21 protein-coding genes are annotated in these 26,216 nt (G+C 47.6%); 10 read left to right on the top strand and 11 right to left on the bottom strand.

Annotated elements, in window-relative coordinates; genetic code table 11:
- Positions 1-26 precede the first annotated feature (26 nt).
- The 5 genes from carB to galU all read left to right on the top strand — a co-directional run bounded on the left by carB (position 27) and on the right by galU (position 6,466).
- Positions 27-3,275 (top strand): carbamoyl-phosphate synthase large subunit, encoded by a 3,249-nt coding sequence (gene carB / locus SULKU_RS09255; RefSeq protein WP_013460702.1) that lies wholly within the window; start codon positions 27-29, stop codon positions 3,273-3,275.
- 4 nt (positions 3,276-3,279) lie between these two features.
- Positions 3,280-3,711 (top strand): Sua5/YciO/YrdC/YwlC family protein, encoded by a 432-nt coding sequence (locus SULKU_RS09260; protein ID WP_013460703.1) that lies wholly within the window; start codon positions 3,280-3,282, stop codon positions 3,709-3,711.
- 10 nt (positions 3,712-3,721) lie between these two features.
- Positions 3,722-4,309: a Cj0371 family chemotaxis-regulating polar lipoprotein gene (locus tag SULKU_RS09265; protein WP_013460704.1), complete on the top strand. Its 588-nt coding sequence runs from the start codon at positions 3,722-3,724 to the stop codon at positions 4,307-4,309.
- 2 nt (positions 4,310-4,311) lie between these two features.
- The gene (locus tag SULKU_RS09270) at positions 4,312-5,490 is read left to right on the top strand and encodes a glutathionylspermidine synthase family protein (RefSeq protein WP_013460705.1); all 1,179 of its coding nucleotides are present in this window, start codon (positions 4,312-4,314) and stop codon (positions 5,488-5,490) included.
- 148 nt (positions 5,491-5,638) lie between these two features.
- Entirely contained in the window at positions 5,639-6,466 is an 828-nt protein-coding gene (galU, locus tag SULKU_RS09275; RefSeq protein WP_013460706.1) for a UTP--glucose-1-phosphate uridylyltransferase GalU, read from the top strand.
- A gap of 9 nt (positions 6,467-6,475) precedes the next feature.
- Here galU and SULKU_RS09280 read toward each other — a convergent pair whose 3' ends face one another.
- Genes SULKU_RS09280 through pyrH form a run of 6 tightly spaced genes read right to left on the bottom strand, consistent with a single transcriptional unit; the run spans position 6,476 to position 13,481 of the window.
- Positions 6,476-8,050, bottom strand: coding sequence for an N-acetylmuramoyl-L-alanine amidase family protein (locus SULKU_RS09280; protein ID WP_013460707.1), 1,575 nt, complete (start codon positions 8,048-8,050; stop codon positions 6,476-6,478).
- Positions 8,051-8,057: 7 nt separating this feature from the next.
- Positions 8,058-9,149 (bottom strand): nitronate monooxygenase, encoded by a 1,092-nt coding sequence (locus SULKU_RS09285; RefSeq protein ID WP_013460708.1) that lies wholly within the window; start codon positions 9,147-9,149, stop codon positions 8,058-8,060.
- Positions 9,146-10,348, bottom strand: coding sequence for a tyrosine--tRNA ligase (gene tyrS, locus SULKU_RS09290; RefSeq protein ID WP_013460709.1), 1,203 nt, complete (start codon positions 10,346-10,348; stop codon positions 9,146-9,148). The genes SULKU_RS09285 and tyrS overlap by 4 nt, the downstream gene beginning before the upstream one ends.
- 3 nt (positions 10,349-10,351) lie before the next feature.
- Positions 10,352-12,511, bottom strand: a complete 2,160-nt coding sequence (locus tag SULKU_RS09295) for a RelA/SpoT family protein (RefSeq protein WP_013460710.1) — start codon at positions 12,509-12,511, stop codon at positions 10,352-10,354.
- Between the two features lie 22 nt (positions 12,512-12,533).
- On the bottom strand, positions 12,534-12,749 hold the full coding sequence (locus tag SULKU_RS09300) for a DNA-directed RNA polymerase subunit omega (protein ID WP_013460711.1): 216 nt from the start codon (positions 12,747-12,749) through the stop codon (positions 12,534-12,536).
- Positions 12,750-12,770: 21 nt separating this feature from the next.
- Positions 12,771-13,481 (bottom strand): UMP kinase, encoded by a 711-nt coding sequence (gene pyrH, locus SULKU_RS09305; protein ID WP_013460712.1) that lies wholly within the window; start codon positions 13,479-13,481, stop codon positions 12,771-12,773.
- Positions 13,482-13,600: 119 nt separating this feature from the next.
- On the opposite strand from pyrH, the gene SULKU_RS09310 reads away from it, so the two are divergent.
- Entirely contained in the window at positions 13,601-14,929 is a 1,329-nt protein-coding gene (locus tag SULKU_RS09310; protein WP_013460713.1) for a hypothetical protein, read from the top strand.
- A gap of 2 nt (positions 14,930-14,931) precedes the next feature.
- Positions 14,932-16,029: a trypsin-like peptidase domain-containing protein gene (locus SULKU_RS09315; RefSeq protein ID WP_013460714.1), complete on the top strand. Its 1,098-nt coding sequence runs from the start codon at positions 14,932-14,934 to the stop codon at positions 16,027-16,029.
- On the opposite strand, the gene SULKU_RS09320 is transcribed toward SULKU_RS09315, so the two are convergent.
- The 3 genes from SULKU_RS09320 to nifJ are packed head-to-tail and all read right to left on the bottom strand — an operon-like array spanning position 15,992 to position 21,221.
- A complete protein-coding gene (locus tag SULKU_RS09320; RefSeq protein WP_013460715.1) occupies positions 15,992-16,612 on the bottom strand; it encodes a DUF502 domain-containing protein in 621 nt (206 codons plus the stop codon). The genes SULKU_RS09315 and SULKU_RS09320 overlap by 38 nt on opposite strands.
- Before the next feature lie 45 nt (positions 16,613-16,657).
- A complete protein-coding gene (locus SULKU_RS09325; protein ID WP_013460716.1) occupies positions 16,658-17,653 on the bottom strand; it encodes a dihydroorotate dehydrogenase-like protein in 996 nt (331 codons plus the stop codon).
- 1 nt (position 17,654) lies between these two features.
- The gene (gene nifJ, locus SULKU_RS09330; protein ID WP_013460717.1) at positions 17,655-21,221 is read right to left on the bottom strand and encodes a pyruvate:ferredoxin (flavodoxin) oxidoreductase; all 3,567 of its coding nucleotides are present in this window, start codon (positions 21,219-21,221) and stop codon (positions 17,655-17,657) included.
- Between the two features lie 222 nt (positions 21,222-21,443).
- On the opposite strand from nifJ, the gene SULKU_RS09335 reads away from it, so the two are divergent.
- The 3 genes from SULKU_RS09335 to SULKU_RS09345 are packed head-to-tail and all read left to right on the top strand — an operon-like array spanning position 21,444 to position 25,189.
- Positions 21,444-23,396, top strand: a complete 1,953-nt coding sequence (locus SULKU_RS09335; protein ID WP_013460718.1) for a M3 family metallopeptidase — start codon at positions 21,444-21,446, stop codon at positions 23,394-23,396.
- Positions 23,397-23,450: 54 nt separating this feature from the next.
- Positions 23,451-24,404: an endonuclease/exonuclease/phosphatase family protein gene (locus SULKU_RS09340; RefSeq protein WP_049766975.1), complete on the top strand. Its 954-nt coding sequence runs from the start codon at positions 23,451-23,453 to the stop codon at positions 24,402-24,404.
- Between the two features lie 23 nt (positions 24,405-24,427).
- Positions 24,428-25,189 carry a CHAD domain-containing protein gene (locus tag SULKU_RS09345; RefSeq protein ID WP_013460720.1) on the top strand — a complete coding sequence of 254 codons (762 nt, stop codon included), beginning with the start codon at positions 24,428-24,430 and terminating at the stop codon, positions 25,187-25,189.
- On the opposite strand, the gene ung is transcribed toward SULKU_RS09345, so the two are convergent.
- Together ung and SULKU_RS09355 are read right to left on the bottom strand one after the other, a co-directional pair.
- The gene (gene ung, locus SULKU_RS09350) at positions 25,149-25,823 is read right to left on the bottom strand and encodes a uracil-DNA glycosylase (protein ID WP_013460721.1); all 675 of its coding nucleotides are present in this window, start codon (positions 25,821-25,823) and stop codon (positions 25,149-25,151) included. The genes SULKU_RS09345 and ung overlap by 41 nt on opposite strands.
- A gap of 4 nt (positions 25,824-25,827) precedes the next feature.
- Positions 25,828-26,214, bottom strand: coding sequence for a heat shock protein transcriptional repressor HspR (locus SULKU_RS09355; RefSeq protein WP_013460722.1), 387 nt, complete (start codon positions 26,212-26,214; stop codon positions 25,828-25,830).
- Positions 26,215-26,216: the final 2 nt, after the last annotated feature.

Here is a 26,216-nt window from a genome sequence, read left to right on the forward strand (position 1 = left end):
TAAAATTTTTATGACGAGGGGTCTCAATGCCAAAACGCGACGACATCAAAACGATATTACTCATCGGATCAGGCCCGATCGTCATCGGTCAAGCCTGTGAATTTGACTACTCAGGAACACAAGCGGTTAAAACGCTCAAAGAGCTTGGCTACCGTGTAGTTTTGATTAACTCGAATCCGGCAACGATTATGACCGACCCCGAATTTGCCGATCGAACCTACATCGAACCGATCAAGCCCGAAATCATCGCCGAAATCATCAAAAAAGAGAAAGTAGACGCCATCTTGCCTACTATGGGGGGACAAACCGCCCTTAACGCCGCGATGAAAATGCATGAACTCGGAATGCTCGAGGGGATTGAATTTCTCGGTGCCAATCCGAGTGCCATTAAAAAAGGGGAAGACCGTCAGGCTTTCAAAGAGTGTATGGTTAAAATCGGAATGGACCTTCCGATCTCCCGTTACGCTTATAATATGGATGAAGCGATGGCAGCGGCCGAAGCGATCGGATTCCCGATCATCATCCGTGCATCGTATACCCTTGCCGGAGGAGGAAGCGGTGTCGCTTACAATATCGATGAGTTCAAACTTCTCGCTCAACGCGGGCTTGACGAATCTCCGATTACCGAAATCCTGATCGAAGAGTCGCTTCTGGGATGGAAAGAGTACGAGATGGAGGTCATCCGTGATAGAAACGATAACTGTATCATCGTCTGCTCCATCGAAAACTTCGATCCTATGGGTGTCCATACGGGAGATTCTATCACCGTTGCCCCTGCCCTCACCCTCACAGACAAAGAGTATCAACGTATGCGTGACGCATCGTTTGCAATCTTGCGAGAAATCGGCGTCGATACCGGAGGATCAAACGTACAGTTTTCCGTCAATCCGAAAACAGGACGTATGATCGTTATCGAGATGAACCCGCGAGTATCGCGTTCATCGGCATTGGCTTCCAAAGCGACCGGCTACCCGATCGCCAAAGTGGCAACGTTGCTTGCGGTAGGTTTTACCCTCGATGAAATCACCAACGACATTACCGGAACTCCTGCGGCGTTTGAACCGGTTATCGACTACATCGTGACCAAAGTGCCGCGCTTTACGTTTGAAAAATTCCCGGAAGCGGAATCAACCCTCACCACCAGCATGAAATCGGTCGGTGAAGCGATGGCGATCGGAAGAACGTTCAAAGAGTCCGTTCAAAAAGCGCTCTGTTCACTCGAAACAGGACTCAGCGGTTTTGACCCGATCGACGGCGATCTCGAATTCGTCAAACATGAAATTCGCCGTCCGAATGCGGAACGCATCCTCTACGTCGGACAAGGTTTCCGTATGGGTCTTTCGAAAGAGGAGATTTTCGAACTCTCTAAAATCGATCCGTGGTTCCTGACCCAAATCGAAGAGATTATCGCTCAGGAAAAAACGATCACTCTCGCGACACTCAGTGACGAAGCACAGCTTCGCCGCCTTAAAACCGAAGGGTTCTCCGATAAAAATATCGCCCGTCTGATCGGCGGCAACACAAAAGAAAACGATGTCTATAATGCCCGAAAAGCTCTCGGAATCGCATTCGAGTACAACGAAGTCGATACCTGTGCGGCAGAGTTCGGTTCTCTTACTCCGTATCTTTACTCAACAACCAATATCAGCCGCCTCGGACTTCAAGCACCGCGCCTTAGCGATAAGAAAAAAGTGATGATTCTCGGCGGCGGACCAAACCGTATCGGTCAGGGGATCGAGTTTGACTACTGCTGTGTTCACGCTTCATTCGCACTCAAAGAGATGGGAATCGAGACGATCATGGTCAACTGTAACCCGGAAACGGTCTCTACCGACTACGATACCTCTGACGTCCTTTATTTCGAACCGATCGATTTCGAACACGTCCGCTCCATCGTCGAAGCGGAACAGCCTGATGGGATCATCGTACACTTCGGGGGACAAACCCCTCTTAAACTGGCAAACGGCCTTCATGCCATCGGTGCTAAAATCGCAGGAACCTCGGCAGAAGTGATCGACTTGGCCGAAAACCGTGAAAAATTCTCGGCTTTCGTCATAGAACAAGGGTTGAAACAGCCTGAAAACGGTCTTTCAATGACCAAAGAGGGTGCATTCGAGATCGCAGAAAAGCTCGGTTATCCCGTACTAGTCCGCCCGTCATACGTTTTGGGCGGACGTGCAATGCGTATCGTTTATAACGAAGACGAACTTCGCACCTATATGGACGTTGCCGTATCGGTGAGCAACGACTCTCCGGTTCTTGTCGACAAATTCCTCGATCAAGCGGTTGAGCTCGATGTCGATGCGATATCGGACGGCAAAGAGGTTTACATCGGTTCGGTTATGCAGCATATCGAAGAGGCGGGAATCCACTCGGGTGACAGTGCGTGTTCGCTCCCTCCGGTAAGTCTCAGTGCCGAGATTCAAGCCCAAGTAGAGCAGCAAACGAAAAAAATCGCTTTGGGTCTCGGTGTTATCGGGCTCTTGAATATCCAATACGCAATCTACCAAAACGAAGTTTATTTGATCGAAGTCAACCCTCGCGCATCCCGTACCGTACCGTTTGTTTCTAAAGCAACCGGTATGCCGCTGGCCAAAGTCGCTACCCGCGTTATGCTCGGAGACAGCCTGCGAAGCGCACTTGCCTTCTATGATAACTACAATATCGTTATGGAAGCAGACGGACTATTGAAACCGCGTCTCAAAGGGCACGTTGCGATCAAAGAGGCGGTATTCCCGTTCAATAAACTCTACGGTGCCGATTTGGTTCTCTCTCCTGAGATGAAATCGACCGGTGAAGTTATGGGTATCAGCCAAAACTTCGGTGTCAGCTTCGCTAAAAGCCAGTTGGCTGCGGGGAATAAAATCCCGACATCGGGAACCTGCTTCCTCTCGTTCATCGAGATGGACAAAGTTCATGCTCCGGAAATCGCACGCGGATTGCATAATCACGGATTTAAACTCGTTGCGACGCGCGGCACCCAAAAAGTGATCGAAGATGCAGGAATCCCGTGTGAAGCGGTACTCAAAATTTCAGAGGGTCGTCCAAACATCGAAGACGTCATGAAAAACGGCGAGATATCGTTGGCGATCAATACCTCCGATAACAAAACATCGAAAAAAGACGCCGAACAGATCCGCCAAATCGTATTGCGTATGGGAACTCCGTATTTCACTACGCTCAGTGCGGCTCGCGCGGCAATCGAAGCGATGGGGCATATGCACGATGACAGTTGGATGGAACCTCACGCTCTTCAAGACTACCTGATTTCCTAAGCGGATGGAACAAGTCATCCTCGCACAAACCGACACTACCGTCGGTTTTCTCTCGCAGAGTCCGCAGCGGCTACAGCAGATCAAAATGCGGGACACCGCTAAACCTTTCTTAAAAGTCTATGCCGATTTCAAAATGCTTCGCAAGGACATCCGTATCCCGCCGATTCACAAACGTCGTGTACGCTACGCCCGAAAAACGACCTTTATCGTCAAAGATCAGGCATTCCGTTATGTGGATGAGCCGAATCACTCACGATTGATCAAAAAGTACGGTTGGCTTTATTCTACCTCTGCCAATGAGAGCGGAAAAAACTACGATGAAACCTTTTGCCAAGCATTCAGCGATCTGATTATTGAAGATTACCGAGGATTGAGCGAAAAAAGCGCCTCAAAAATATTTCGCTTAACACCCTCAAAAATAAAACAATTACGATAGGAGCCAATCTATGAAACATTTTATCTCAGCAAAACAAATTATGGTAGGAACAATGGGTCTTGCGGTACTGAGCGCCCTCAGCGGATGCCAAAGTGCCCCCGAAGAAAAACCGGCAGAACAAGCCGAAGGGCAAAATAAATTTCTGGTCGTTGAACAGCTCAGCAACGGAAAATACGTTATTGTTGAAGAGATGCCAACATCTGGGCCAAGCCGTGCGATTATCAAAGAGACAGATGAAAACGGTACGGTAACTGAGCGGGTAATGAGCGAAGCGGAGATGAAAGCACTCGCCGACCAAGAGTATAAAAAAATGGAAGAAGGAAAATCTGAACTCAACGCCGAACCTCAAGGTGAGGGGATGGGATTGGCCGGTACGATCCTCGCTGCAGCTGGGGGAGCATTGCTAGGCAATATGATCGGAAATGCGTTAATGAACAACAAAAATGTTCAAAGACACCAAGATACCTCTAATCGCTCAGCCTATCATCGTTCGGCTTCAGGGGGAAGCAACTCGGCGACTTCAAATAGCCAAAAGAAAAGTTTCTTCGGAAATTCCGCCTCTAAAAGTACAAGTTCTAGCAGCAGTTACGGAGGATGAATATGGTATCGCTTCAACCTATCAAACCTATCGATGACAAAACGCTGGAGCAATTCGGTTTTGCCTGGCATACCGACAACGATCAAAGCAAGTACATCGCCGACGAATTGGTCATCGTCAGTGACGCTGAAGCCGAAGCTTACTACGAAGCGGTCAATGAACTCTACGATATGTACGCAACGGCAGCACAGCATGTCATCGATAACAATCTTTTTTTCGATCTCGGCATTCCGTTTAATCTTATAGAACCGATCAAAAAAAGCTGGGAAAACGACGTTCACTGGCACCTTTACGGACGGTTTGATCTCGCAGGCGGAATCGGCGGTGCTCCGATCAAACTGATCGAATTTAATGCCGATACCCCGACGGCTCTTTTCGAAACCGCTATTTTGCAATGGGCATTATTAAAACATAACGGTATGGACGAAGAGCGCCAATTCAACACGGTTTATGAAGCGATCAGCGAAAACTTTCGCCGTCTCATTACCCTCTTTGACGATACGGAGAAATTCGAATCGCTCTATGAGGGGTGGAAAATACTGTTCAGTTCAATCAGCGGAAACATCGAAGAGGAACAAACGGTAAGACTTCTTCAGCAAATGGCGATCGATGCGGGATTTGAAACGGGATTTGAACCGCTCGGAGGGGTTAAGTTCGATGAAGAGGGGATTTATGACTCCAAGGACACACCGTATGAGTATTGGTTCAAACTCTTTCCGTGGGAAGATATCGCCATCGAAGAGCCTGAACTCTCTACCATGCTGACGAGTATTATGGAAAATCAGCGTGCGATTATACTCAATCCCGCCTATACCCTCCTCTTTCAATCCAAGGGGATGATGAAAATCCTCTGCGACCTTTTCCCGGATTCACCGTATCTGCTAAAAACCTCGTATGAACCACTCCAAGGGATCCAGCAGGTCGAGAAACGGATGTTCGGACGCGAAGGTGCCAATGTCCGTATTCTTGATGCTTCAGGCAATACTGTCGAAGCTAATGACGGCCCGTACGGCAACTTCAAACCTATTTATCAAGAATACGTCGAATTTCCGAAAGACACACACGGCAACAGCTATCAGGCGGGTGTTTTCTTCGCCTACGAAGCCTGCGGCTTAGGATTTAGACGCGGTGGCAAGATTCTGGGGAATATGTCCAAATTTGTCGGACACCTATTGCGATAATCTGTGCTAAATCCCTTTCTAACCGAATCTTTTCCTCATTTGAGGAAAGATTCCATGCTAACTCCGTCATATTCTTTCTTCGAACATTGGATGGAAGCATCCCGACAAACAATTGTGATAAAATATCGTTCATTATCAAGGAGTCTCAATGATCAAAAAGTGTCTTTTCCCTGCTGCCGGGTACGGTACCCGCTTTTTACCGGCAACCAAAGCGATGCCTAAAGAGATGCTCCCGGTCCTCACCAAGCCTTTAATCCAATACGGCGTTGAAGAGGCTGTAGAAGCGGGAATGCACACGATGGCCATCGTTACGGGACGGGGGAAAAGAGCATTGGAAGATCATTTTGATGTCAGTTACGAACTTGAACATCAGATCAAAGGTTCCGACAAAGAGCATTATCTCACCGAAATCCGTTCCCTTATCGATCAATGTACGTTTTCGTACACGCGCCAAAACGAAATGAAAGGGCTTGGTCATGCGATATTGACCGGAGAGACATTAATCGGAAATGAACCTTTTGCCGTTATTTTGGCCGATGATTTGTGCGACGGAAACAGTGACGGAGGGGTTCTTTCCCAAATGGTCGAACTATTTAACAAATACAAATGCTCGATCGTCGCCATAGAAGAGATTGATCCGAGCCATACAAACCGCTACGGCATTATCGAAGGAAAAGAGATCGAAGACGGTGTCTACATGATTTCAAATATGGTTGAGAAGCCTGATCCGGCCAATGCACCGAGTAATCTCGCCATCATCGGGCGCTATATCCTCACACCCGATATTTTCGGGATTATCGAAAATACCCCTGCCGGTAAAGGGGGAGAGATACAAATTACCGATGCGCTGATGACACAGGCTCAAAAAGGGATGGTCTTAGCTTATAAGTTCAAAGGAAAACGATTTGACTGCGGAAGCGTCGAAGGGTTCGTCGAAGCCACCAACTATTTCTACGAAAAAAGCACCGAACAATAAAATATCAATTTATAGATTATTGATAAAATAGTGGCTGACCCCGTCAACTAAGCCATCAACCATCCAGCGTTGATATTTCTCATCGGCGATACGAGCCGATTCTTCCGGATGACTGATATATCCCACTTCTAATAAAACCGCCGGCATTTGAGCCCCGACAAGAACCCAGAACGGAGCTTCGCGAACACCGTTATCATGAACATTCGGAAACTGTTTACGCAAATTCCCCAACATCCCTTTTTGCAAGTCGATCCCCAGTTTATTGGAAGCGATGATCTTCTCTTTATTCAAAAAGCTCAAAAAGCTGAGTTTACCGTATTGTCCCATCTCACCCATATCTTCGGAATTCTCCAATGCGGCAATGCGCATAGAGCGCTCACTCCGTGTCGGAGAGAGAAAATAGGTCTCTAATCCCTGTGCTCCTAACGGGTCGGAAGTTTTCGGGATAGAATTAGCGTGAACTGAGATAAAAAGATCCGCCTCTTTGTCGTTGGCATATTTGGTGCGGTCTTTTAACTCGATAAACGTATCGTTGCTTCGTGTCATATAGACGGTATAGCCTTGTGAACGAAGTTTATCGGCAAGCTGAGTCCCGATCTGCAATACGATGTCTTTCTCCATATAGCCGTTGCCGACCGCACCGCTGTCTTTCCCTCCGTGTCCCGGATCGATAACAATAATTTTTTTGCTTCGGTCTCGCGGAGTTACGGTAATCAAAGGAGGAAGCGCCGCAACCAGCGGAGGTTCTTGTATAGTCGGCGCCGATGGCAGCGGAGCGGTCGTTTTCGGCGGTTCCAATGAGAGATCGATATAGAGGGAAGAATCTTTCGGTGTCGTTTTGATCGCAATAGCACGATCGTGTTCAAAGACGAGGCGGAGTGTTTTGGCATTGTATTGAGCAATTTGGATACGGTTAATGTTTTGATGCTCTAACGTCTGGCTTTTAGAGAGGGTTGAGGAATCGATATCGATAATGTAGCGAAACCGCTTTTTATCGGCTTCGATAATTTTTGACATTCGAATTTCAGAGGGCTGAATCGGTGTATCAAAAAGAAGTTCCAGCCCTTTCTCTTTCCACTGAGCATTCATAAGCCGATGGCGCATACTCAGCGATATTTCATCAAAACGCTTTACCGGTTCCGTTTTAACCATTTTTTCGGGGTCGGGGGTATTAAATTTATCGGGAATATTTAGTTTGTTGGCGACCAATGCCGGTTTAAATGTCTTGTCATAGATAACTGATGGCACGGCCGCATCGGAAGAAGTTAAAGCCGTTTTTGCCGCCGATTCTGTTTTTTTGGCGATCCCTTTGGATTTTGCTAAATCGGCTTGATATTTTTTGACATCGATCCCAAGTTTTTCACCTCCGAGAACGATCCCTTCCAGAGCATCTGCGGCCAAAGTTTTATTTTTATCCAGCATAGCCCGCAGATAGAGTGTTTTATACTCGTTATAGCCGCGGAACTGTTCGATTTCGTCACTGCTATCCAATGCTTTTTTGGCTGAATCCAAACGTTCAGACAAATTTGCGCCCATAAGGGTAGAGAAAAGCAAAATAGAGGTAAAGAGGATACGAATCAGCACGCTGATGCTACTCCCCTTGCGTTAATTTTTCCATCAACTCTTTGACGGAGATAATTTTATCGATACGGTATCCGTTGCTTCCTGAAAAGAATAAACCAAGTTCTTTATCCCCAAGATAGGCATCGCTGAGACGGTCGGCGATACAAAAGCCGACCTCTTTGGCTTCCACGCCGCGGTTACACGGAGCGACACAGTTTGAGATACATTTGATCGAAGGACCCGTTCGGGTATCGATCAAATCGCGTAGTTTGGTTCGGACTCCGCGTGCCGGATATCCGACCGGAGATTTCATCAATGTGATATCTTCTTCTTTGGCATCAATAAGAACCTGTTTGAAATTTTCATGCGCGTCGCATTCATGGGTTCCGATAAATCGTGTCCCCATTTGTACACCGCTTGCACCCAATGCCATCATCGCATCGATATCGTTTTTATCCCAGATTCCCCCTGCCGCAATAACGGGGATATTTCCCCATAACGCCGCTTCTTCCACAACCGGACGGACGAGATTTTCAAGCTGAAACTCTTCCATAGTACACTGCTCATACGTAAAGCCCTGATGACCTCCGCTAAGAGGCCCTTCTAATACGACCGCATCGGGAAGACGGTTGTACCGTTTCTGCCACCGTTTACAGATAATCGAAAGTGCTTTCGGCGATGATACGATCGGTACCAGTGCGACATCGGGATAATCGGCGGTAAATTCGGGCATATTGGTCGGAAGCCCCGCTCCTGTGATGATAATATCAATTCCCGCTTCGCACGCGTCGGTTACGACACGTCCGTAATCGTTGATTGCGTACAAAATATTACATGCAAGCGGAGCATCACCGCAAATTTTTCGGGCATTCTTGACAATCGCATCCAGCCCTTTTTTCGAGTAAAAGTTTTCGGCATCCAACGGGCGGTTGGCAATGAGTTTATCCGCATAAATTTTATTTTCGTAATACCCTGTCCCGACGGAACTGATGACACCAAGTCCACCTTCCAAGGAGACATTTCCCGCCAGTTTATCCCAGCTGATTCCGACCCCCATTCCCCCTTGAACGATAGGAATTTTAATGGTGTGCTTGCCGATTTGAATTGGTTTTAAGCTCATTGGGTTACCTTTAATCGCGCAAATTTTCGTTTTCCCACTTGAAGGATGTATTCACCCGCTTCAAGCTGATATTGTTCATCGCTTAGTTTATTTTGATCGATTTTAACAGAGCCTTGCTTAATCTCGCGACGGGCTTGAGAAGTTGACGGACTTAGAGAACAGTCTACCAATGCTTTGGCAATCCATATCGGACCTTCTAAGCTAAACTCGTCCATTTCGCTCGGAATTTCACTCTGAGCATGAACTCTCTCAAATTCAGCATGTGCCCCTTCTGCCGCTTCGGCGGAGTGAAAGCGTGCCGTAATCTCGATAGCTAAAGCCTCTTTTACCTTCTTCGGATGGAGTGTTCCGTTTTCGACACCTGTTTTCAATACATCGATCTCATCGAGAGATTTGGCACTAAGAAGTTCATAATAACGCCACATCAACGTATCGCTGATACTGAGGACTTTCCCGTACATATCGTTTGGTGCTTCTACGACACCGATGTAGTTACCGAGCGATTTGGACATTTTCTGTACGCCGTCAAGACCTTCGAGGATCGGCATCATCAGTACCGCCTGCTCTTTGCCGATCTCGTAGACCCGCTGCAAATGGCGTCCCATCAAAAGATTAAACTTCTGGTCAGTTCCGCCGATCTCGATATCGCTTTTGAGATGGACGCTGTCGTACCCTTGAAGAAGCGGGTACAAAAATTCGCTGATGGAGATCGAGATTCCCCCTTTATAGCGTTTGTCGAAATCGTCACGTTCCAACATCCGGGCTACGTTATACGTCGTGGTCAGCTCAAGCATCCCTGCGGCACCGAGAGGATTGATCCACTCGGAGTTAAAAACGACGGTTGTTTTTTCCGGATCGAGGATCTTGAAAACCTGATCTTTATAACTTTGGGCATTCTCCAGCACCTGAGCGGGAAGCAATTTTTTACGGGTTTCGCTTTTGCCGGTCGGATCACCGATCTGTGCGGTAAAGTCACCGATCAAAAACTGAATATGCGCTCCAAATTTTTGGAAAACCGAGAGTTTTTGAAGCAATACGGTGTGTCCCAAATGCAGATCGGGAGCGGTCGGGTCAAATCCGGCTTTAACCGTATAGTTTTCCCCTTTTTCAAAATAGTTTTTGAGCAGCGTTTCAATGCGTGCTTCATCGATAATTTCGGCGGTTCCCCGTTTAATTTCACGTAATGCATTTTGTATCATTGTTTATCCTTGGCTTCGGTACGCATCATCCGTCCGAAAAAATTGTATGATTTTCCCTTTTTTCTCCAGTTTGGAGCGAAGACGATTGATATCGGCTTCAAGAGTTTGAAATTCCATTTCACAATACTGTGTATGTTCGCTTTTCTCTTTACCGAGTTCGATACTGTTAATGTCGGCACCCATTTTTGCCATATAGGTGAGCAGATCGGCGAGTGAGCCCTGCGCACTTTGCATACTGATAATGAGATGGTATCTAAAATAGTGCTGCGCTCTCCAGCGGACAAATACCATCGGCTCTCTGCGGTCAATCAGTCCTGCGGCGTTTTTACACATTTTATGGTGAACGTGGGCTTTCCCGTTTTGTAAAAAGGCTACGATTTCATCCCCGGTTTTAGGATGGCAGCAGTAATCAAATACGGCGTCGCCGACACTGTTGTTGGCATAAATTTCCAGCGATGCGAATACATACGGTTTGAGCCGAAAACGGTTTCGGGAAAGAAACACGCTGAAACGTTTACTTTCTCCCAGCTCCAGAGTAAACCGGTTAACCGTCTCTTTGAGCAGATCAAGTTCGCTCGGAATACGGTGACGCTGTTCTTCAAGATGGGTCTGAGCGAATAATTGATCGACACGGGCCGGATCGAAATTAAAAATTGTGCTCAAAATGCTGATACCTGTTTCGGTATCGATCGCTTTGATCCGTTGATTGCAGTTTGCCCGCATACTTGCTTTAGCGCGGGAGGTTTTTACTGCATCGATCCAGCTGCATCGGTTGATTTTTTTCGGTCCCGTCGTAATTTTAACGATATCGCCGTTGTGCAGTTCGCTTAGAAGCGACGCTTTTTCTTTGTTTATCAGACACCCTTCGGCACTGTCGCCGATTTCGGTATGGACCGCGTAGGCAAAATCAAGAGCCACCGCTCCTCGAGGAAGGGTGAAGGGTTTTCCTTTCGGAGAAAAGACGCTGATATCTTCGCTGAAAAGATCATTTTTGATCAATTCGTAAAACGCCTCGACCGATTCGTTTTGATACTGAAGATTATGGAGCCAATCGAGGCTGATCGGATTGTTGCCGCCGCTTTTGTATTTCCAGTGTGCCGCGACACCGAGTTCGGCTGTTTTGTGCATCTCATAGGTACGGATCTGTACTTCAAAAATAGCCGTTGAATCAAAAACCGACGTGTGAAGGGTCTGATATCCGTTCTCTTTGGGAATCGAGATATAGTCTTTAAACCGGGATGAAAGGGGCTGAAAATTCAGATGTACCAGCCCTAAAACACGATAGCAGTCAATCGGTTTTTTGACCAGTATGCGTACCGCCAAGAGATCCAGAATCTCATCGATACTGATCCCTTTGCGCTGCATTTTGAGATAAATGGAGTAGTGGTGCTTAACACGGCTGAGAATTTCGAAATCTTCCTCATTAAACCCGTTTTCAAGCATCATTTTGGTCAATTTCTCGCAAAAATCGCTCAGCCGTGCATTGATGGAGCGAAAGTTCTCTTCCATATACATATCGATGGCTTGCTTCTCTTCGGTAAAGAGGTATTGAAAACTCAAATCTTCCAAAAGATTTTTCAAAAACGAGATCCCCAAACGGCTAGCAATCGGGGCATATACGACGAGCGTCTCTTCAGCGATACGGTGCTGTTTTGCGGGAGCCAATGCCCCGAGAGTGAGCATGTTATGGAGACGGTCGCACAGTTTGACGACCAATACCCGCACATCTTCGATCGAAGCGATCAGCATTTTTCGAAACGAAAGTGCCGAAACGACCAGTTTTTCATCCGAATTCGAAGGGATCAGCTGCGCATCGCGGATCGTATCAATCTTCGTCAGCCCCTCAACTAAATGGGCAACGTCATCCCCGTACTCACGGGCAATCTCTTCTATTGTCGTGTGGGTATCTTCTACTACATCGTGAAGAAGCGCGGCGATGACCATTGCCTCATCACCGGTAATAGTTGCAACAATCGATGCGACTAAAATAGGATGAACGACATACGGTTCGCCGCTTTTTCGAAATTGGTTTTGATGTGCTTGCTGAGAAAAATTGAGGGCAGTTTGTGTGGCGGCAGAAAGGGGAATCTGTTTGTAAAGGTGCTCTATGGCACCCTCAACATCATTGATTCCGGCTACTTTTTCTATATCGATGGTATTCAATGATGCAGCTTTGTATTGACGATTAGTCTCGGTTTACAAACCCTTTGACCGTGATATGCCCTTCGGCAATCTCCATCAAAGCGATATCAGCCGTTTTAGCTTTTTTTACATCAACGTTCAGTTTCGTTGTTGCTCCGTTTAGAAGCTCTTCAGAGCGTTTTGCGACAGCGATAGCCAATTGATAGCGATCGATATTGGCAGTTTCAAGTGCTTTTGCGGTGAGTTGTTCAAGTCTCATTTTTTTCCCTTAATTTTGGATTTACTTAACAATAGAGCAACGGTCAAAGTTACCCTGAATGATTTCCAGAAGATTTCCCGGCGTGAACATATCACACACGATAATCGGCAGTTTGTTCTCTTTAGCCAAAGCGATAGAGGTGTCGTCCATTACTTTGATATGATCTTGCAGCGCTTGCTCGTATCCGAGGCTTGGAAGTTTGATTGCATCAGCGAATTTTTTCGGGTCTTTATCATAAACGCCGTCAACTTTGGTCGCTTTGATAATAACTTCCGCACCAATTTCGATCGCACGAAGCGTTGCTGCGGTATCGGTGGTAAAAAACGGATTTCCGGTCCCTGCGGCAAAAATGACCACACGGCCCCGTTCCAAATGACGGGTAGCACGTCGAACGATAAACGCTTCGGCGATTTGTTCCATTTTAATCGCACTTTGTACGCGAACCAGCATCCCCTCATGTTCACAAGCTTCTTGCATTGCGATCGCATTAATCACTGTCGCCAGCATCCCCATGTAATCACCCGACGTACGTCGGATAATTCCGTCAGCCGCCGCAGTTACGCCGCGGATAATGTTTCCGCCGCCGATAACGATCCCTACCTCAATCCCTGCATCAACGAGTGTTTTAATCTCACCGGCAATAAATTTTAGGATTTTCGTATCGATGCCGTGACCGTTTTCACCAGCCAAAGCCTCACCGGAGAATTTTACCAAAACACGCTTATAGCCCATACAACTCCCTACAAAGCATCTTCGATGTGCCCTTTTAAATTACGCGTATTATACTTTATTGTCGCTTTAAGGTTGCTTTGATTACACTAAGCAAATCATAAGAGAAGGAAAAAACAGGGGTGAAACTGTTCGATACGATTAAAGACTGGTTTGTACCTCAGCCGATGCACCGTGCACCGCTATACGGAAGAGGGATTCATGCGCTGCCCAATCCCGATGAAAAAGAGCTGTTTGACCGTGCTTCCGAAGCTTTTGTCAGCGGCGATATACTCAGCGGGTACGAATGTTTTTTGTCCTCGATCGTCCATCAGGGAAACGGCATTTCGACACCGCATTTGAGTATCGTACGTTCTCATGATTCGCTTACGTTTACCCTTTATCAGGGGTATGCCCTTATCAAAGGTTTTGTAACCGAAACATCATTGGAAGCACATGCCGATATTGCCGTGAGCAAAAAACTTCATGTTGCGACCAAACGCCGCTTCTTGGAGCGGGATTTTCAATTGACCTACTGCCGTTTCAGCGATGCGGAGGGGACTATAAAACTCTCGATCCGTCTTGATAACGCGACTATCACTCCCCAGAAAATATTTTATCCGCTCCGTGAAATCGCACTCAATGCCGATTTTGAAAAAGAGTTTATCGCCGGAGAGTTTGACGAATCGGTCCTTTTGGATACGGCGCATCTCCTCCCGATTGAGCGGGAAAAAATCGACTCTAATTACGCGTTTATGCACCAATGGATCAATGAGACACGGCAAAGCCTCATCGGGCTGTTATCCAACGATAACACGGGCATGACCTCTTTTAGCTATCTTGCCCTGCTGCTTCAAATCGATTATCTCCTCCTCCCCCATAAAAAAATGGCCAAAAATATCAGCGAAAAAATCAACGGATATTTTATGGACGACGAGAAGTTGACCGAAGACAAAAATGCCGATTTGGAACAATATCTCAGCGAACTCGGCGCGATGGATATTGAATCGTTTTCAACACAGTTTTACGATGCCGCCTATACCTTTTCCCCGTTCGAGCAGGCGATGCACGATGAGATCGCCGCCTTTATCGACGAATCGTTAGGCAAAGTACGGTGGTATAAAAACAACCGTTCGACCTACGTTATCCCTGTTATTTACCGCTATATCTCCCTGTATATCCTCTACAACTACGGTCTTCACCCCTCATTGCGGGCATTGCTGCATCTGCATGTTGAAATCTACGCATCCGAATTTTTCAAGGCTGCCGGTGAGACGCCGCTGTACGACCCACATACGAAAACGTTTAAAGAGAATCTTATCGCACAGCGGATCCGTGAATCGATAGAGCCCTATATGAGCCGTTACAAAGGGCTGAGTAATTTTTCCGAGCACCTTAATTACAGCGACTTGGATCATTTCAGCCAAAGTTTTTATCTCCAAGTCAAAAATCTCGATTATACGGAAGTGTAAGTGTGAATACAGCTACCCAAAAAATGGTCGAACAAACGATTGAAAGTATCGTCCAAATTACCAACCCCTACGGCAGCGGAAGCGGTTTTGTGATCAATAATCTTATCATCACCAATTCGCACGTCGTGAGCGGACTCAAAGAGGTACTTATCAGTACCAAAACCCTCTCCAAAACACTCGCTTCGGTCATTTATGACGATCCCGCCTTTGATTTGGCGTTTATCCGTTCCCCCATCCCGATCGAGTGCAAAAATCCGCTGCTTCTCTCCGAAATCCCGGTCCAGGACGGAGACGGAGTTATCGCTATCGGCCATCCCTACGGTCTGAATTATTCCACGACGGAGGGGATAGTTTCCAAAGCTTCACGATTGCAGGGGGAAGTCGAATACATCCAGTTTGATGCCGCCATCAATCCCGGAAACAGCGGAGGGCCGCTTTTAAACGAATCGGCGGAGGTGATCGGGGTCAATACCTTTATCATCCAAAACTCCAATAACCTCGGATTCGCCCTCCCCGCCTACACTCTAAAAGAGGCACTTGAACAGTTCCATGCACTTAAAACCGAAGATGTCATCCGATGCGGATCATGCAAAAATCTGATTGTGGAAGCTACGATCCAAAACGATTACTGTCCTAAATGCGGCTCCAAACTCGAAGTCGCCAAACGCAGACGCGAAGGGTATAAACCCTCCGGTATCGTAGCGCTGATCGAGAAGATTTTGGGAACACTGAAAGTGAATGTCACCCTAGCACGCCGAAGTCAGCGAAGCTGGCGCTTTGAGATGGGAAGCGCCCGTATCGATATCAACTACTACGACAACGGTATTATAATTGCCGATTCGGCACTCTGCCGCATACCGCAGGAAAATATCGAAGCGTTGTATGATTATCTTTTGGGGGAAAACAGCGTGTTGGAGAAATTGCAGTTTTCGATTAACGAAAACACCGTCTATCTCTCCTATATTATCGTCGACTCATCGCTCAGCGAAGCGCACGGAACCATGGCATTGCACAAACTCTTCGAGAGCGCTCCGCACTATCAACAGCTCCTCAAAGAGCGGTTTAAAGCTCCTGAGCCGAAGTTCGATGAGTTTGAATAAGGGCTGACACATCTTCTTTTTGGGAGAAATCGGCACCCATACTGATGATGAACGATGAGGCTTCCTGAAGGGAAAGTGTCGTTTTTTTGATCAACGCTTCATCGACGAGAACCGTATATCCGCTGGTAGGATTCGGGGAGGTCGGGATGAAAAGGACACAGATATTTTCATGGCGGTTCAGCAGATATGCCGGAACCCATAATCCCTCTTTGGGATACTCGACCAATACCACCTCTTTCTTTGTCCCGTCTTCACCGCCGGAGAGCATGGCGGCCAGTTTTTTCGAAACCGAATAGACCGAGCGGATAGCGGGGATTTTCTCGAACGTACTATCGATCATCGAGACGAAGATAGAGCGTCCGTACTTCTCGATCGAAAACCCGAGCACGGCAAAAACACCGATAACACCGATCATCAACGCCAATGTCAATTCAAATGAATCGGTATAATCGTGCAAAGAAAGATAGGCGCTGATTCCCAGATTTTTCAGATAATTGACGACAACGATCACCAAGATCAAAGGAAACAGCGAAAGTGCCCCGACAAAAATATAGCGAAGCAAAAACCTGATTTTCGTACTCATTCATCACACCCTTTTTGATATGACGAATTATACCGCATAGGACTGCTATCGGCGGTAGTGCTGCAACGCGTACATGTAAGAGTTTCGTTCATACACGGAGGGGTTATCGGTATGGGACAAAGAAATCGACCCTTTCATCTGTGCAATCGATTCGTATTCGTGTTTCTCCATCCACTCACGCATATCGCCCAGTATCCGTTTGATCTCATCCTCCCCTCTGATAAGGAGCACCGAAGCAAGAGCCGCCGCATCGGCTCCGCTCATAATCGCTTTGAGGACATCCTCGCCGCTGTGAACTCCCGTATTGGCGCAGAGCGAACAGGAGAGTTTATTGTAGAGGATCGCACACCACCGCAGTGTCTCACTGAGCCGGGGCGAAGAGGTAATATTGGCTTTCTGAAGCGGAGTGAGGAGTTCGAGATCGACATCCACGAGAGTCGGATTGTCAAAAAGGGTCAGTCCGTTCGCTCCCGCTTCGACAAACCGCTTGGCCATATTGGCAGGATTCGAGAAAAAAGAGTTCATTTTGACGTTCAGAGGAATATTGATTTGTTCGGCTACCGTCGCGACCGTATCGATATACATCTGTTCAACCCTATACCCTTCCAACTCCATGGAGGTTGGGATATAGGTGATATTCAGCTCCAGAGCGTCGGCACCGGCTTCTTGGAGTTTCTTCGCATACTTGACCCATCCTCCCGCCGAGACACCGTTTAAACTGGCAATGATAGGGATTGAAACATTCTCTTTGCTCAAACGGATCTCTTCGAGATATTGATCGGCTTGCAGATTGTCAAACGTAACTTCGTCGGGCAGATAGGTGATCGCCTCGGCATATGAATCGCTGTTGACATGGAGAAAATGGTCGATCTGATGGATCTCATGATTGATCTCCTCTTCAAACAACGAATGCATGATGACGGCGGCGATACCGCTGTCTTCCAATTTTTTAACACCCTCCAACGACGCACTCATCGGGGATGCACTGGCGATAAGGGGATTTTTGAGTTCCAGTCCCAAAATTGAAGTTGTGAAATCCATGTTACGCCTCCTCAGATGACGGCTCATAATACGCCTGCAGATTTTTGTAGCGCGCATAAAGTGATTCAGCGGTATGCGCCGCCGTTTCGAGATAGTGTCCTGCCGAGAGTGCATTCATCTTCTCAACCATTTTAAAGCGGGTTTCACGGTACATAAAATCTTTGACATCGATTTTAGGCCCTTTGTAATCCAGACTCATCGGATTCTCTCCGACTTTTTTCTTATCGGGGTTAAAACGGAAAATCGGCCATAAACCGCTGTCAACGGCACGTTTTTGCTGATCGAATCCGTATTTGAGATCGTATCCGTGAGCCACACAGTGCGAATAGGCGATGATAATGGAAGGTCCGTCAAAACGCTCCGCTTCAACGAATGCCTTGATGGTTGCCGTATCATTGGCACCCATCGCAACTTTGGCAACATAGACGTTTTCATAGGCAATGGCCATCGCAGCGAGGTCTTTCGGCAATCCCGCTTTCCCCCCTGCGGCGAATTTCGCCACTGCGCCCGTCATGGTCGCTTTGGACTGCTGTCCCCCCGTATTCGAATAGACCTGCGTATCAAGGACAAGGATATTGACGTTTTTGCCGCTGGCGAGGACATGGTCCAATCCGCCGTAGCCGATATCGTATGCCCAGCCGTCTCCTCCCATGATCCAGACCGATTTTTTGACCAGATAATCGGCAAGTTCCGACAGGTTTTTGGCGTCATCACAATCTAACGTTTCCAACGCGTGTTTGAGTTTTTTCACCCTCTCTCGCTGAAGATTGATCTGCGACTCTTCATGCTGCTCGGCACTCAGGATCTCTTCGACCAATGAAATATCCAACTGCTCTTTAAGCGCTTCCAGCAATCCCCGGGCACGGTCGGTGTGCGAATCGATAGAGAGGCGAAATCCCAGCCCAAATTCGGCGTTGTCTTCAAAAAGTGAATTCGACCATGCCGGTCCTCGTCCCTCATCGTTCTTTTTCCACGGCGTAGTCGGAAGATTGCCGCCGTAGATCGAACTGCACCCCGTCGCATTGGCAATCACCATCCGATCTCCGAACAGCTGGGAAGCGAGTTTGACGTACGGCGTCTCGCCGCACCCAGGACATGCACCGCTAAACTCAAAGAGCGGTTCTAGAAACTGCGACTCTTTGAGATTGGCATGATCAAGCGATGCGCGATCCATTTTAGGCAGGGAAAGGAAAAAATCCCATTGCGCGATGCCACTCTCACGGAGCGGAAGCTGCGGCATCATATTGATTGCTTTAAGATTGGTCTGGGACTTGTTTTTGGCAGGACACACTTCGACACAGAGGGCACATCCGGTACAGTCTTCAACCGCAACCGAAATCGCGAAGACATCATTGTCGCCGAAATTTTTCCCTTTGGCCCCTTTGGCGCTGAATCCCTCGGGAGCCCCTTGCAGATAGGATGCGTCGAACACGGATGAGCGGATCACCGAGTGGGGACAGGCAAGGACACATTTGTTGCACTGAATACAGGTATCGGCGTCCCACACGGGAACTTCCTGGGCGATGTTGCGTTTTTCATACTGGGTTGTCCCCGTCGGCCAGGTACCGTCATCGGGTATTTGGGATACCCGAAGCTCATCCCCCTTAAAGGCGGTGATTTTTCCGATCACCTCGCGGGCAAAGGCGGACATATCCCCTTTGAGCGGGCGGTGAAGTTCAAGCGACGAATCGGCGGTTGAGGGGACGTCAATCTCGTAGAGATTTTCCAACGTCGTATCCACCGCGGCGTAGTTCATCGCAACGATGACATCCCCTTTGGAACCGTAGGTCTTTTGGATAGAGCCTTTGATCTTTGCCATCGCCTCTTCTTTGCTCAGAATCCCGCTGATGGCGAAAAAGCACGTCTGCATTACCGTATTGATTCGCCGTCCCATATTGGAGGCCTGAGCCACTTTATACGCATCGATCGCATAGAATTTGAGCTTTTTCTCAATGATTCTCTCCTGCGTTACCCTCGGGAGCCGATCCCACACCTCTTCTTTGGGATAAGGGGAGTTGAGCAAAAATATCCCCCCCTCTTTGGCAATCTCCAAAAGATCGAGTTTTTCTAAAAAGACAGCCTGATGGACCGCCACAAAATCGGCTTTTTGGATCAGATAGCTGGATTTGATCGGCTTGGTACCGAAGCGCAGATGCGACGTCGTCATCGAACCCGATTTTTTCGAGTCATAGACGAAATAGCCCTGCGCGTAATGCTCCGTTTCGGTTCCGATAATTTTGATCGTATTTTTGTTCGCCCCTACCGTTCCGTCCGATCCCAATCCGTAAAACACCGCTTGAAACTGATCGGGATTTTGAAGGATGAAATCATGGTCAAACTCAAGCGAGGTGAACGTGACGTCATCATCAATCCCGATCGTAAAATGGTTTTTCATCAGCGGTTTGCTCAACTCCGCATAAATAGAGAAGATCATGGACGGGGTAAACTCTTTGGAAGAGAGGCCGTATCGCCCGCCGATGATGCGCGGCATTGCAGAGGGCAGATTGTCCCTGTGTTCAAAGAGAGCGGTCAGAACGTCGTGATAGAGCGGTTCGCCGAGACTTCCCGGCTCTTTTGTACGATCCAGTACCGCAATTGAGCGAACCGATGGGGGAAGTGCGGCGATAAACGCCTCCGAAGCAAACGGCAACGCAAGTCGGACCTTGATCATCCCTACTTTTTCTCCGATAGATACAAGATGATTTACACTCTCTTCGACCGCTTCGGCACCCGAACCCATCAGAACGATCACCCGCTCCGCATCCGCTGCACCGACATAATCGAACAGATGATAAGACCGACCGCTCAACGAGGCAAATTTGTCCATCTCATTCTGGAGAATTTGGGGGAGTGCTTGATAATAGCGGTTAACGCTCTCACGTCCTTGGAAATAGACATCGGGATTTTGCGCCGTCCCCCGAAGTACGGGGTGGTTTGGATTCAATCCGCGGCGGCGATGCTCGGCGACCAAATCCGGATCAATCATCGCTTTCAAAACGTCATCATCGAGTTTTTCGATCCGGCTCACTTCATGGGAGGTTCGAAAACCGTCGAAAAAATGGAGAAAAGGGATACGAGATCGCAGACTCGCAGCTTGCGAAATCAGGGCAAAATCGTGCGCTTCCTGAACGGAGTTCGAAGCCATTAGAGCAAACCCGCTCTGGCGGACCCCCATCACATCCTGATGATCCCCGAAAATAGAGAGCCCCTGAGCAGCCAAAGAACGCGCCGCCACATGAAAGACCGTCGGCGTAAGCTCACCTGCGATCTTATACATATTCGGAATCATCAACAACAGCCCCTGCGATGCCGTAAAAGTCGTCGTCAGCGATCCGGCCTGAAGAGCACCGTGTACCGCGCCGCTGGCACCCCCTTCACTTTGCATCTCATACACTTCGGGAACCGTACCGAAAATATTCTTTTGCCCTTTGGAACTATACAGATCGCTGAATTCGCCCATCGGCGAGGATGGGGTAATGGGATAAATGGCAATGACTTCGTTGATTTTATGGGCAACTAGGGCAACAGCTTCGTTTCCGTCCACAGTGATGGTGGTCGATTTACTCATAATAAAACTCCATTTACATAAGATCGGTTTATACGTGATACCATTATATACCGAAAAGGTTACAACATTTATCCCAAAAAAGAAACATAGACGGTTAGTTTATACTGCCGTTTTTCAGAACGCCTCATCATTACTGGAAATGCCATATTTTTTAGATAATCGATAATTTATAGAATAATTTTTGAAACACTTTACTACAATATCGCAACTACAGGAGAAACTATGCACCCTTTTGCCGATTTTAAACTCAATTTAGAGACATTCATTTCTGAACTCAATACCATTATTGAAATCAACCATAAAACCATTGCCGATTTACTTGCCGTACCGAATAAGACCTATGCCAATTTCATCCGCCCTTTTGATTTTATGGAAGAAGATTTAGAGCTATTTTTTACTCCCCTTTCGCATATCAATGCCGTAAAAAATTCCGAAGCGAGCCAAAAAGTATATGCCGAGGCACTTCCGATCCTCACCGAGTATTCGACATTCGTCGGTCAAAATCTCGATATTTACGAAGCATTTAAAACGATCAAAGCCAACGAGTACGATTCCCTTAACATCGAGCAGCGCCGCATACTCGACCTCAATATTCTCCATTTCGAGCTCGCCGGCGCCCATCTAGACGATGTGTCCAAAGCGCGCTTAGCCGAAATAAACCAACGTAAAAGTACCCTCACCAACGATTTTTCCCAAAACGTTCTTGATGCCACCAACGCGTATGAAAAAATCATCACAAATGAAGCCGATGTGGCGGGGATACCCGAAAGTGATCTGGAGAATGCCCGCTTTGAAGAAGAGGGGGTAAGCAAATACCGTTTTACCCTCCAAATGCCCTCCTACATCGCCTATATGACCTACGGTCCCAACCGAGCTATCCGTGAAGAACTTTACCGTGCCTACACGACCCGTGCGCCCCAAAACGGTGCCATCATCGATGAGCTGATGGCGCTTCGTCAAGAGAGTGCCGAATTATTAGGCTTTGCAAACTATGCCGAATACTCTCTCGCCTCCAAAATGGCACCGAGTACGGAGAGCGTTTTGAAATTTTTGAACGAGCTCATCGACGCATCCCGTGTTCAGGGGATGCGGGAACTCGAAGAGCTCCGTGCCGTCGCAAAAGGGATCGACCTGCAAAGTTACGACAGCGCCTACTACGGCGAGATCCTCAAAAAGGCCCAGTACGATATCGATGAAGAAGAGTACCGTCCCTACTTCGAGCAGCATAGTGTTATGGAGGGGATGTTCACTTTTTTAAACGAGCTATTCGGTCTCCATTTTGTCCGCCAAAACATCGAACTGTGGGATGAAAAAGCCCTCGCGTACGATATCTATGACGGTGAAAACCTTACCGCACGGGTCTATTTCGATCTCGAAGCCCGCAAAGATAAACGGGGCGGTGCGTGGATGCACAATTTTCAGACCCATTGCGAAGATACGCAAGGGTGCGCCCATCTCTCCAGCGCCTTTGTCGTCTGCAACTTTCCCCCTTCTTCTGAGACGTCGCCATCCCTTCTGAGACATGATGACGTCGTCACCCTTTTTCATGAGATGGGACACACCCTCCATCATCTCCTCAGCCGTGTCAAAGAGCACGGTGTCAGCGGAGTCAACGGGGTCGAGTGGGATGCGGTTGAATTTCCCTCACAGTTTTTGGAAAATTTCGCGTATGAACCCAAAGTTCTTAAACTCTTTGCCAAACATCACCAAAGCGGAGAGATACTCAGTGATGAGCTGATTGCCAAACTGATCCGTGCGAAAAATTTCCAAAGTGCCATGTTTATGCTCCGCCAGCTTGAGTTCTCATTGTTCGATTTCGAGCTTCACTCCAAACTCCACCAAGGCGAAGAGATCCAAAATCTTCTCGACAGCGTCCGTGCGCGAACATCCTTGATCAAACCGCCTGAGTATAACAAATTCCAAAACGGCTTCAGCCACATTTTCAGCGGGGGATACAGCGCGGGATACTACAGCTATAAATGGGCGGAGGTGCTCAGTGCCGACGCCTATTACGCCATCGTCGATGAGGGGGTATTCGGAAGCGAGCTGGCCCGCAAATACAAAGAGGTCGTCCTGGCCCGTGGGGGAAGCCAGAGTATGCAGGAGCTGTTTGTCGAGATGATGGGGAGAGAGTGCGAGTCTAAAAATCTCCTTCGGTTGAACGGGATTGAATAGATGCGTATTCTCTTCCTGTTAGCGTTAATACTATCATTTTTGGGAGGAGTTGAAGTGAAAATTGCGACCTATAACGTCGAAAATCTCTTCGATATGCATTATGACGGAACGGAATATGAAGAGTATATCCCTAACGGCGACTGGGGATGGACGAACGAAATGTACCGTGCGAAACTGATCAATACCGCCACTGTAATCAGAGGGATCGGTGCCGATATCATCGGTTTGCAAGAAATTGAATCGGAAAGTGCCCTCAAAGATCTCAAAGCCGAAATCAATCGCCAAGGACTCTATTACCCCTACTACGCTTTTGCCAAAACACGAAACTCCGCCGTCAATGTCGCGCTTCTCAGCCGCTATCCGATCCAAAGTGCCCTCAAACACCCTGTCAATTACAGCGGAAAGTATAGAGATATCCTCGAAGCCAAAATCCTAATCGAGGAGAAACCGCTGCGGGTCTTCGTCAATCACTGGAAATCTAAAGGGGGACCCGAAAGCGAGCGCATCGTCTGTGCTAAACGACTCCTTCAACGTTTGAATGAGCTTCCCGAAGATGAACCTTATGTCCTCGTCGGCGATTTTAATTCCCACTACGAAGAGCATAAGACGTTTCTCAAAAGCCGTAAACATAATAATACCGACGGAATAACCGGAATCAACCATATTCTGGGTACCGTCAATAAAGAAGGCAATCCGATCACCTATACAGCTTTAAAAAATACGCAGGGAGTCCGGTACAATCTTTGGTATGAACTGGACAAAGAGAAGCGGTGGAGTCATCAGTTTAGAGGACACGGCGAAGGGCTGGACAATATCATCATTTCTCAGGCATTAGCCGACGGCATCGGAATTGACTATATAGAGGGGAGTTTTGATCGTTATACCCCTGATTATCTTTTTGCAAAAGGGAAAGTCTACCGATGGCAGCAAAGCCGCCGCTATCCTAAACACCATTTGGGGGAAGGGTATTCCGATCATCTTCCGATCTATGCTCGGTTTAAATTGTAATACAAAGTGGTTATAATGGCTCCATGGAAGCTAATCTATTAACGCGCTATCTGCTCTATCAGCTCTATCATGCCCGCTTAATGCTGCACTCTTTTGAACGGAGCAAAAAAGGGGAATATCTCCATGAATTTCGGATCGCATTGCGTCAGATACGTTCTTTAAGCGAGCTCTTTTTAGCCGATACCATACAATTTCCGGAGCCTTTAAAAGCGACGGTCAAAGCCACCAATCCGATCCGGGAGCTTGACGTCCTTATCGATTCTCTCTCCTCTTCCGAGTACAAAAAGCTCCTTAAACAACTTTCCAAAATTCGTAAAAATACACTCAAGAACCTTTTGACTCCGGAATTCGTAAAAGAAACCTCTTATTTGCTGGATGAGTACTATAACCTGATTGATCAAACCGATTTGCAACTCATTTCCGAGATATTGATTCAAAAAGTTCTAACCCACTATCAGCACTGTCTAAGTATCTATAAATCGCTCGAAAAAGATGCCAAACCCAAAACGCTTCACCGTCTTCGAATCAAGTTCAAAGATGCCCGCTACGGATTTGAGTTCCTGGATGTCTCCGGCATTCACAAAAGCCAAAAGATCATTCAACACTGCAAACAGATGCAAACCAGCCTCGGAGCCGTTCAAGACGCACTGAATCAAGTCGAGTGGCTCGAAAAGCTCTATCTTAGCAATCCGACATCCGAATTAAAAGAGCTTCTGCAAAAACAGACCAAAGCCCTCAAAAAACTCAAAGACACCACTCTATCGGATCGATCCCCTGAGATTTGAGATAGTCGTTTGTCCGACTGAACGGTTTTGAGCCGAAAAAGCCCCGATACGATGAAAGAGGTGAGGGATGAGGCGCTTTGAGAATTAAATGTTTGCCCGCGTCGATGAGTGACGCTTTTTTTCCCGCCGGCGCACCCCATAGGATAAAAACAATATGTTCGCGCTGAAGGCTGAGCGTTCGGATCACCTGATCGGTAAACCGTTCCCATCCCCGCTCTTTGTGTGAGAACGGCTCGCCGGAACGGACGGTGAGCAGAGTGTTGAGCAGCAATACCCCCTCACGAGCCCAATGGCTCAAATCACCGCTTTTAGGGAACTCGCATCCGACATCGCTCACCAACTCTTTAAAAATATTTTGAAGGGATGGGGGAAGAGGAACGCCGTGCTGTACCGAAAACGATAACCCGTGCGCCTGACCCGGCCCGTGATAGGGGTCTTGGCCTAGAATAACGACTTTGACGTTTTCAAAGGGGGTCGAATTGAACGCATTGAAGATATTGCTCCCCTGCGGGAAAATCGTATAGTTTTTTTTCTCTTCGATCAAAAACGCTTTGAGCTCTTCCATATACGGGTGGGTGAATTCGGTACGAAGCGCCTCTTTCCAGCTCTCATGAATGATCGGATTGATACTCACGCGTTTACTTTAAAATATCGTCTTCGAAGATAACCATCTCATACACGCTGCGTTTGGTGACAAGCGATTTTTCGGGAGGGACACTGGAGCTGCTTCGCATCCGCGCCACTTCGCTTCGCAATTCGGAGAGCTCGTTTTCCATCATCTCCATTTTATCTTTGAGGCGCATAACGACATCCACTCCGGCAAGATTAACCCCGAGTTCGCGGGTAAGACGAAGAATCGTTTTGATCTTTTCGATATCGCGCTGGGAATAAAGGCGGATACGCCCGTCCGAACGCGAAGGGGCGATCAGATTTTCCCGTTCATATTGACGAAGGGTCTGAGGATGAATATCCAAAATCTTGGCAACAATACTGATCATATAAACCGGTTCGTCAAAATGGTGCATCG

Source organism: Sulfuricurvum kujiense DSM 16994 (genome assembly GCF_000183725.1).
Taxonomy (GTDB): domain Bacteria; phylum Campylobacterota; class Campylobacteria; order Campylobacterales; family Sulfurimonadaceae; genus Sulfuricurvum; species Sulfuricurvum kujiense.

Bases quoted from the DNA above. Each gene is read 5' to 3' on its own strand.
- carB (WP_013460702.1), top strand. From the start codon at position 27: ATGCCAAAACGCGACGACATCAAAACGATATTACTCATCGGATCAGGC.
- SULKU_RS09260 (WP_013460703.1), top strand. From the start codon at position 3,280: ATGGAACAAGTCATCCTCGCACAAACCGACACTACCGTCGGTTTTCTC.
- SULKU_RS09265 (WP_013460704.1), top strand. From the start codon at position 3,722: ATGAAACATTTTATCTCAGCAAAACAAATTATGGTAGGAACAATGGGT.
- SULKU_RS09270 (WP_013460705.1), top strand. From the start codon at position 4,312: ATGGTATCGCTTCAACCTATCAAACCTATCGATGACAAAACGCTGGAG.
- galU (WP_013460706.1), top strand. From the start codon at position 5,639: ATGATCAAAAAGTGTCTTTTCCCTGCTGCCGGGTACGGTACCCGCTTT.
- SULKU_RS09285 (WP_013460708.1), bottom strand. From the start codon at position 9,149: ATGAGCTTAAAACCAATTCAAATCGGCAAGCACACCATTAAAATTCCT.
- tyrS (WP_013460709.1), bottom strand. From the start codon at position 10,348: ATGATACAAAATGCATTACGTGAAATTAAACGGGGAACCGCCGAAATT.
- SULKU_RS09300 (WP_013460711.1), bottom strand. From the start codon at position 12,749: ATGAGACTTGAACAACTCACCGCAAAAGCACTTGAAACTGCCAATATC.
- pyrH (WP_013460712.1), bottom strand. From the start codon at position 13,481: ATGGGCTATAAGCGTGTTTTGGTAAAATTCTCCGGTGAGGCTTTGGCT.
- SULKU_RS09320 (WP_013460715.1), bottom strand. From the start codon at position 16,612: ATGAGTACGAAAATCAGGTTTTTGCTTCGCTATATTTTTGTCGGGGCA.
- SULKU_RS09325 (WP_013460716.1), bottom strand. From the start codon at position 17,653: ATGGATTTCACAACTTCAATTTTGGGACTGGAACTCAAAAATCCCCTT.
- nifJ (WP_013460717.1), bottom strand. From the start codon at position 21,221: ATGAGTAAATCGACCACCATCACTGTGGACGGAAACGAAGCTGTTGCC.
- SULKU_RS09335 (WP_013460718.1), top strand. From the start codon at position 21,444: ATGCACCCTTTTGCCGATTTTAAACTCAATTTAGAGACATTCATTTCT.
- SULKU_RS09345 (WP_013460720.1), top strand. From the start codon at position 24,428: ATGGAAGCTAATCTATTAACGCGCTATCTGCTCTATCAGCTCTATCAT.
- SULKU_RS09355 (WP_013460722.1), bottom strand. From the start codon at position 26,214: ATGCACCATTTTGACGAACCGGTTTATATGATCAGTATTGTTGCCAAG.